This is a genomic window from Methanobrevibacter oralis, assembly GCF_001639275.1.
Lineage (GTDB): Archaea > Methanobacteriota > Methanobacteria > Methanobacteriales > Methanobacteriaceae > Methanocatella > Methanocatella oralis.
The window spans coordinates 1-6,987 of the sequence record NZ_LWMU01000093.1; the positions used below are offsets into that span (position 1 = coordinate 1).

Below are 6,987 nucleotides of genomic sequence, written 5' to 3' on the forward strand. Positions count from 1 at the left end.
GCAATTCATAGATCCACAAGTTTATATATGACATGAATGATGATTTAGTTTCGAGTATTTATGATCAAAATTAGATGAAATGCCTTCATTTAAAGGATTGCACGTATGTGCAATTGATTCATCGATTATTGAAATACCAAATACGAAATTAACATAGAGATGATTTTGGAATACCTGAAAAAACTCAAACATACAAAGATACTTCTGTAGCTAGAATCCTCATGCACGGGGTTAGATGCTCATTGGGACTTCATAATATCCTCAAACTTAACATCGAAGAATGTAGATGAAATAACAAATGCATTAATACCATTTAGATGATGCAAAAAACAAATTGGACTTAACAAAAACAATAACACTATACGATAGAGGATATAATTCCGTATGAATTAATGTTTAAAACCGAATTATTAAATTCATTCTACTATAAATACGTGGAAAAACATCCAACATTTAAAAAAAAACAACAAAAAATGGAAAAACATAAAAAAACAGATAAAACATTCTTCATTAGTCTAGATTCATTAAAACGTAGAAATTTCAAAAACGAAGAACTAAAAGAAATGGCAAGATTAAAAGCAAATATAAAAGTAAGAATTGTAAAAGTAAAACTAAAAAAATGGAAAAACATAAAATACTATTTTACCAATATCCCAAAAGAAATAGCAACACCATGAAGAATTAAAACAACTATACGGCGATAGATGGACAATAGAAACAAATTACGACAGATTAAAAAACAAATTAAAAATCGAAAAATTCACAGGAAAAAAGAAAATAATAATAGAACAAGGACTTCTATAGCCATATATACCTATTCAACATACTAATAGGACTCAAACACGACGCAGAAGAACAAATAACAAGAAAACCTAAAGAAACAACAAAATACAAATACATATACAAAACCAACATCAACACATTGATTGGAAACATAAAAGAGGAATTGCCCAGACTACTAACAGACAACCAAGAAGAAATACAAATAATAGTTAAAGAAATAATTGACATGGCCAAAAAAGATTTGGTTTACACAAAAATTAAACCACCAACAAACAAAAAAAGAGATAAAAAGAATTTTTATCATAAAAAATGCAAATCAAACATACAAGATAGTTTTTAAAAAAATTAAAAAACCATTAGCTTGACAGCAATGGAAAAAATAAATGACATGAAATAAAAAAATATTTATTAAAATGAAAAATAAACAAGAAAACAGTATAAAAAAAGATAAAAAAATCTATTTTTACTTAATTTTAGTATATAATTACAAAAATATAGCTAATAATAATTGTAATTGATTTAATAGAAATTTTCTGTACTTAATAGCATTATTTAGCCAAAGTTAAAAATCCATTAACTAAAATATTTTTTTTATAAAAATAATTTGCTTATTGTAACAACAATCTAAATAAAACGAAACATTTATATATGATTAATTAAAAAGTAATTAGTACAAAATGATTATTGTTATATGAAGCAAATAATAACAATATGATTGTAAAAAAAATAACATATTAAATTGCACTTAAAACAATAAATACAACTTAATATGAGTTATTATTAGTTGTGAAATTAACTTTATTATTTGTTGTATTTAAACATTTTGTTTTAAGAATTTAAACATATTAACCAAATGAATTATGTTGGAAATTTTCTAATAAGAAATAATCTAACAGAAAAACAATTAATGAAGTTGATAAGGTGGAAAGACAAGACAAAGTTATTAAAAATAAAAGATTTAGAAAAATAAAAAAATCATAATGGGAAAAAAATTTAGTAAAGAAGTAATGACTTACTTATTACATAATATGTTTATTGATGTTATGGTAGCAGGAGAAATGTAACTAGACTATTATGGAAAAAAAGTGCAGATATTTATGATAAACCTTTAAAAAAAACAGAAGAAGTGAAATTACATAATGAATACGTAAGCCAACTATTGATGATTATTTGAATATTGAAGAAGTAGGATTTAAAATACTAAGCGTAGCAAGAAATAATAAACATTAGATGCATTATTACATCAGTATGTATTTGAAAATATAAATCTAAATATTAAAAAGAGTTTAGTGGATTTTAATAAAGTAAGATTATATATTATAATTATAGCCGTTAAAATGTTGGAAGATTTAAAAAAAGAGCAGTTTTTATACAATAGGTAAAAAAAACAGATGATTATGATGTTGATAAAACATATATGGAACTATTAAATAAATTATTAGATGAAAAAATTTTAGATAGTGATTTGTATTATGAGTTACTACATGGTTATGTTAAAGATGAAATGCTTAAAAGAAAAAGAAAATTATCTAAAACTGTTAATTATTAATGAAAACTATTTGATTTAATCAAAGGGAAAAATAACATTTTAATTAACAAAACCATTTACAATAATATTATGATAAACAGCTACATCATAATTACCAATAAAGAATTAGTTACTGAAGTATTAAATATTAAAAAAGAACATATGGAAAATTCATTGATGAGAATTATTATAATATTATTAATTATTTGAAAAATAATTTTTTATGAACTAAATTTTAAAGCAATTGGTTGAATAAGATGATTTTAATTAAGTATGGGAGAGTTATTGATGGATAAAAAAAGATTAAAAGAAATAGCTCATGTTTATTCAGGAGCAACTTTAAAAAGATATCAGGATGAAAATGGAACTTTAAGAAAAGTAATAGTTCAAAAATCAATTAAAAAAGGAGAAAAGATATCTAATCTAAATGAAGTTAAATTTAATGAAAAACTAAATAACAGATATCTTACTCAAAAAGGAGACATTCTTATGAAAACTCCTTTTCCAAATGACACAGTACATGTTGAAGATGAAGGTATGGTGATTGGAGATAGAATAGCTATAATAAGGCTAAAAAAGAATTATAATCCTTCATTTATAACCCATTTATTGAATAATTACTATATAAAAAAACAATTACATAAAGTTAAAAGTTCAAGTATAACTCCTCAAGTATCAATTCAAGATATTAAGAAATTAGAACTAATATTGCCTCCTTATGAAAAGCAAAAGAAATATGGCGAGTTATTAGATTCAATTGATGAGAAAATTAATGTTAATTATCAAATAATTAAAGCAGATGAAGAAATTAAAGAAGGAATAATAAATAAATTAAACAAAGGGGATATTTAAATGCTTAATACCACATATACGCCTAAAAGAGCTTTATTAAAGTTATTAAATCCTTTAAAAAGATTAATGGATCGTGAAGCATCTATTAAGTACATCCATTATTTAATGTTTTTTAAATATTTATCTGATCAACTAGAAGAACATTTCACAAAGATTATTGAAAACAAAAACATCATGCTTTTTGAAGCCTATGAAGATGAAGTTTATTATGATTTATTTAAAAAAGAAGCAATAAATAACTTTGGATATTTCCTAGATTATGATAATTTATTTAACAATATCCTATATGAAAATAAAGATAAACGCATAAATATTGATAATTTAAGTGAAGCATTTAATCAAATTTCAAATACTGCAAATTCAAATATTTTTAAGGATGTTTTTGATGAAATAGATTTAATTAGTCCAAAATTAGTAAAAGTTAATGACGAAAAAGAAGAATTATTATATTATTTAATGGAAATTATTTCTAAATTTGGTTACAATCAGGAAAAATCAATAAAAACATTATTTGACACTAGTATTGATTATTATCTTAACCATATTAAAAAAACATGGATACTAGCTGCAGATAGGGATGTGAATAAATTACTAGCTAATATTGCTACTTTAAATAATGAAGAAATAGAATCTATTTACGATCCTTTTTTAGGAACCGGAGTATTACTTGAAAATGTTTTCCAACTAACTAATAATCCTTCAATATACGGACAGGATATCAATTTAACAGCTTACAATATGACTATAATGAATTTAATTATTCATGGTGTTGATTATAAAAAATTGAATTTGTATTTTGGAGATACAATAAGTAATCCAGGCCATGTTGGAAAATTATTTGACATTATAGTCTCTGTACCCCCATTTGGTTCTGCATATAAAGTTCCATATGAAGGTATTAAAAATAAAGAAAGGTTTGGAAACCTTAAAATAGGCAAATCTATTTCAAAACTAGAATTTTACATAATCATGCATATGATATATCATTTAAAAGAAGATGGGATTATAGCTACAATAGTTAATCAATCTGCACTTACAAGAAATGTAGATAGGAATATAAAACAATTTATAATTGATGAAAAAAATTATCTAGATGCAGTTATTAACCTGCCTCCCCAATTATTCACAGATAGTCCTGTTCCCACTTCGATTTTAATATTTAAGAAAAATAGAAGTCCTGACGATAAAGTATTGTTCATTAATGCTGAGGGCGAATGTGAATCACAAAGAAAGAAAAATATTTTAAAAGATGAAAATATTGATAAAATAGTTAATACTTATAAAACAAGATTAGAAATAGATAAATTTAGTAAATTAATAGATGTTAAATCTATTAAGGAAAATGAATTTAATTTAACAATTAGTAGATATATTGATAATTATAAAGGAGAATATATTGAATTGAACGAAGCGATAATGAAAAAAGAAAAATTAAATCAAAAATTAGAAGAAATAACTGAAAAAATTCAAGATTTAGAATTAGAATTGAATTTGAAATAAGTTATAAATTCACTTTGATTAATGTTGTAGATAATTTAATTTAATATTATAAGCTTAAATATCCATATTCTATTAAAATTGCTTTTAAATTAGCTTATTGCAGTGAAACTAAATAATAATCTATTTAAATAAGAATAAATATAATATTTTTAAGAATTTTATATTTTTTTATGAGATGATTTTATGCTTGAAAAAAAATTAAATTTAGAAAATATGAAATACTATCAAACAAAGGATTTTAATAAATTTGATTTAAATTCACAAGAAATGAGCGAATATTTAGATTCATTTACAAAAAAATTTCAATTAACTCTTGCAGACGAATATAATCTAATTAACCCATTAGATATTTATAAATTTATATTAGAAAATAATGATTTAATTGAATTAATTCAAAAAATAAAACCGTTACTTAACAAAATTTTTCCAAATTGCACATATTCCTTAGAATTTGTTCCAGACCCTGAATTTGAAAGCTTAAATCAATTAGTTATCTATGTTCATAGTACATCTTCATTTGATAAGGACTGGAATTTATTAAAACAACTAAAAAAAGATTTTAGAAATTTAAAAGTTTCAAATGAAAAAATTAAAAGATTACTCTCAGTGGATTTGTGGTGAATTATGAGCGATTTTGATTGGAAAAAATTTTATGATGTTGGTATTCATTTAAAGAACTTCTCTAACAATGAAGAATATCAACGCTCTGCTGTTGGACGCTTCTATTATGCCTGCTTTGGTTTAACAAAAAAATATTATGAAAATACTCATAAAATCATTATTCCATCTAAAGATTCACACCAATTTTTAATCAATAGACTATTAAATTCAATATATGAAAAAGAAAATATATTAGGAGAATATTTGCAAACTTTAAGGAAATATAGAAATTTTGCAGATTATAACGATGATTTTAAATTAAAAAATCTTAATAAAACTTTAAAAACTTCAGAAGATCTTATTAATTTAATTCAAAATTTAAAAGAAATCAGGAAGTTCCTATTTTTCCAAAACAGGTATATCTAAAATAGTGCTAAAATTTGAATAAAATAAAGTCCATAATGATCTATGAACTTTGTTATAACAATTCTTTTCTTAAATCTATTGTGTCTTTTAAATCTGGACCTGTTGAAATAATAGTTACTGGAACACCAGTAGCTGTTTCAATATCATTAATAAATGATTTAGTTTCAGCAGATAAGTCACTGTAGTTTTGAGTTCTTGCACAATCTGGATATAATCTATCAACACAAGTTAGTGCAATTTGTGTTGCACCATTAATCATACAGGACTCATTAGCTAATTCCATGTCAAAGTAACCTACACGTCTTTTACGTCCAGTTACAACACCATATTCTTCAAGCCCTTTATTTTCCGCTTCTTCTTGTGGCATTTCGGTTGGGAATGGTCCTTCTCCAACACGAGTAATATAAGCTTTAAATACATTAATTACTTCATCAACTTTAGTTGGACCTACACCTACATCAGCAGCAAACGTACTTGCAGTAGTGTCTTTACTAGTTACAAAAGGATATGTTCCATAATAGAGAGATAATGCAAATCCTTGAGAACCTTCGATAAATACATCTTTTCCATCATCAATTGCTTCGTTAGTTGCTAACGCTACATCAGTAATATACTCTTCAAGTTCTGGAATGTCTTTTGCTAATTTTATGGTTCTTAAAACCCTATCAGAGTTAGCTGGTCCACAACCAGAGCCAGTACTCCCTATTTTTTCAGCCAAATGTTTAGAAGCTTTGTCTCTAGCCATGTGTTCTTCAGAAATAATTGCACATCTTGAATCAATTAATGTACGTTCTTTTACATTGTATTTTTTCAAATCTTCAAATTCTTTAAATAAAACATCTTTATTTACTAAAACTCCTGCACCAATCATGAGCTTAGATTCTGTATTTACAAAACCAGATGGAGTGAGTCTTAAACCATATTTTTCTCCATTAAACTCAACAGAATGGCCAGCATTTGGACCGACACCAGCACGAGCTATAATATCAGGATTATCATTATTACATAGGTAAGTAATACATTTTCCCTTACCTTCATCTCCCCAGGCTCCACCGACTAATATACTACAAGTCATTAAATATCTCCCTTCAAAATTTAAATTATAAAAAAATTCCGTAACATTATTATTTTAATGTTTCTAGTTTAAAAAGCTTTTCAAAATCAATGCGAAGGGACTGTCAATTTGTTAGCTCTTGTTTTCGTTTTTCGATCCAGCCATCTTTTTGGTGCATTATTTGATTGAATATTCCTTCTAATGTTCTGAATTTCTTTTTGTGTGCTTTGGGCATTGTATTTCC

8 protein-coding genes are annotated in these 6,987 nt (G+C 24.7%); 7 read left to right on the top strand and 1 reads right to left on the bottom strand.

The features are described 5' to 3' along the window. The first annotated feature begins 392 nt into the window (after window positions 1–392). The 7 genes from MBORA_RS08090 (at window position 393) to MBORA_RS08115 (ending at window position 5,689) form a co-directional block, all read left to right on the top strand. A complete protein-coding gene (locus tag MBORA_RS08090) occupies window positions 393–677 on the top strand; it encodes a hypothetical protein (RefSeq protein ID WP_063720520.1) in 285 nt (94 codons plus the stop codon). 34 nt (window positions 678–711) lie between these two features. Continuing rightward, entirely contained in the window at window positions 712–804 is a 93-nt protein-coding gene (locus tag MBORA_RS11395) for a hypothetical protein (RefSeq protein WP_331280282.1), read from the top strand. 1,396 nt (window positions 805–2,200) lie between these two features. Further along, window positions 2,201–2,332, top strand: a complete 132-nt coding sequence (locus MBORA_RS11365; protein ID WP_261795653.1) for a hypothetical protein — start codon at window positions 2,201–2,203, stop codon at window positions 2,330–2,332. 267 nt (window positions 2,333–2,599) lie between these two features. Beyond that, window positions 2,600–3,163 (top strand): restriction endonuclease subunit S, encoded by a 564-nt coding sequence (locus MBORA_RS08100; RefSeq protein ID WP_063720521.1) that lies wholly within the window; start codon window positions 2,600–2,602, stop codon window positions 3,161–3,163. Beyond that, window positions 3,164–4,663, top strand: coding sequence for an N-6 DNA methylase (locus tag MBORA_RS08105; protein ID WP_063720522.1), 1,500 nt, complete (start codon window positions 3,164–3,166; stop codon window positions 4,661–4,663). Between the two features lie 183 nt (window positions 4,664–4,846). Then, window positions 4,847–5,284 carry a hypothetical protein gene (locus tag MBORA_RS08110; RefSeq protein ID WP_063720523.1) on the top strand — a complete coding sequence of 146 codons (438 nt, stop codon included), beginning with the start codon at window positions 4,847–4,849 and terminating at the stop codon, window positions 5,282–5,284. A 3-nt stretch (window positions 5,285–5,287) separates the two neighbouring features. Next, on the top strand, window positions 5,288–5,689 hold the full coding sequence (locus MBORA_RS08115; RefSeq protein WP_042694481.1) for a hypothetical protein: 402 nt from the start codon (window positions 5,288–5,290) through the stop codon (window positions 5,687–5,689). 52 nt (window positions 5,690–5,741) lie between these two features. On the opposite strand, the gene MBORA_RS08120 is transcribed toward MBORA_RS08115, so the two are convergent. Next, window positions 5,742–6,764, bottom strand: a complete 1,023-nt coding sequence (locus tag MBORA_RS08120) for an adenylosuccinate synthetase (RefSeq protein WP_042694483.1) — start codon at window positions 6,762–6,764, stop codon at window positions 5,742–5,744. Window positions 6,765–6,987 lie beyond the last annotated feature (223 nt).

Coding starts and splice junctions, on each gene's coding strand:
- MBORA_RS08090 (WP_063720520.1), top strand. CDS start 393: ATGTTTAAAACCGAATTATTAAATTCATTCTACTATAAATACGTGGAA.
- MBORA_RS11365 (WP_261795653.1), top strand. CDS start 2,201: ATGGAACTATTAAATAAATTATTAGATGAAAAAATTTTAGATAGTGAT.
- MBORA_RS08100 (WP_063720521.1), top strand. CDS start 2,600: ATGGATAAAAAAAGATTAAAAGAAATAGCTCATGTTTATTCAGGAGCA.
- MBORA_RS08105 (WP_063720522.1), top strand. CDS start 3,164: ATGCTTAATACCACATATACGCCTAAAAGAGCTTTATTAAAGTTATTA.
- MBORA_RS08110 (WP_063720523.1), top strand. CDS start 4,847: ATGCTTGAAAAAAAATTAAATTTAGAAAATATGAAATACTATCAAACA.
- MBORA_RS08115 (WP_042694481.1), top strand. CDS start 5,288: ATGAGCGATTTTGATTGGAAAAAATTTTATGATGTTGGTATTCATTTA.
- MBORA_RS08120 (WP_042694483.1), bottom strand. CDS start 6,764: ATGACTTGTAGTATATTAGTCGGTGGAGCCTGGGGAGATGAAGGTAAG.